General features: G+C 41.9%; 1 protein-coding gene. It reads right to left on the bottom strand.

Features of this window, described 5'->3' with window-relative positions:
• A partial coding sequence (locus tag AAEY99_RS21255) for an IS3 family transposase (protein WP_351011953.1) occupies window positions 1-372 on the bottom strand: 372 nt, incomplete at both ends.

Here is a 372-nt window from a genome sequence, read left to right as displayed (position 1 = left end):
TTTTGTATTGTAGTGCTTTAGTATGTAATTCAACGCATCCAGCTTCGCTTCATCAAAATTGTTGTAACCATACTTCGGCATCCATTCTGTTTTAAAACTTCTAAAAAAACGTTCCATTACCGCGTTATCCCAGCAGTTTCCTCGTCGACTCATACTCTGCGTTATTTGATATTTCCACAGCATTTGTCGATATTGAAGACTACTGTAATGGCAACCCTGGTCAGAATGAAACATCAGGTTTTGGGGCCGTCCACGACTTTCAAATGCCATTCTTAATGCTGCACAAGTCAAATCGGTATTCGGGCTGTCAGAGCAAGCCCAACCCACCACTTTTCTCGCATACAAATCCATTACCACGGCTAAATAGAGCCA

The sequence above is a fragment of the Shewanella sp. S1-58-MNA-CIBAN-0166 genome (assembly GCF_040310085.1).
Lineage (GTDB): Bacteria > Pseudomonadota > Gammaproteobacteria > Enterobacterales > Shewanellaceae > Shewanella.
Note: the sequence above shows the minus strand (reverse complement) of the source record. Positions and strands in the feature narration are given on the sequence as shown.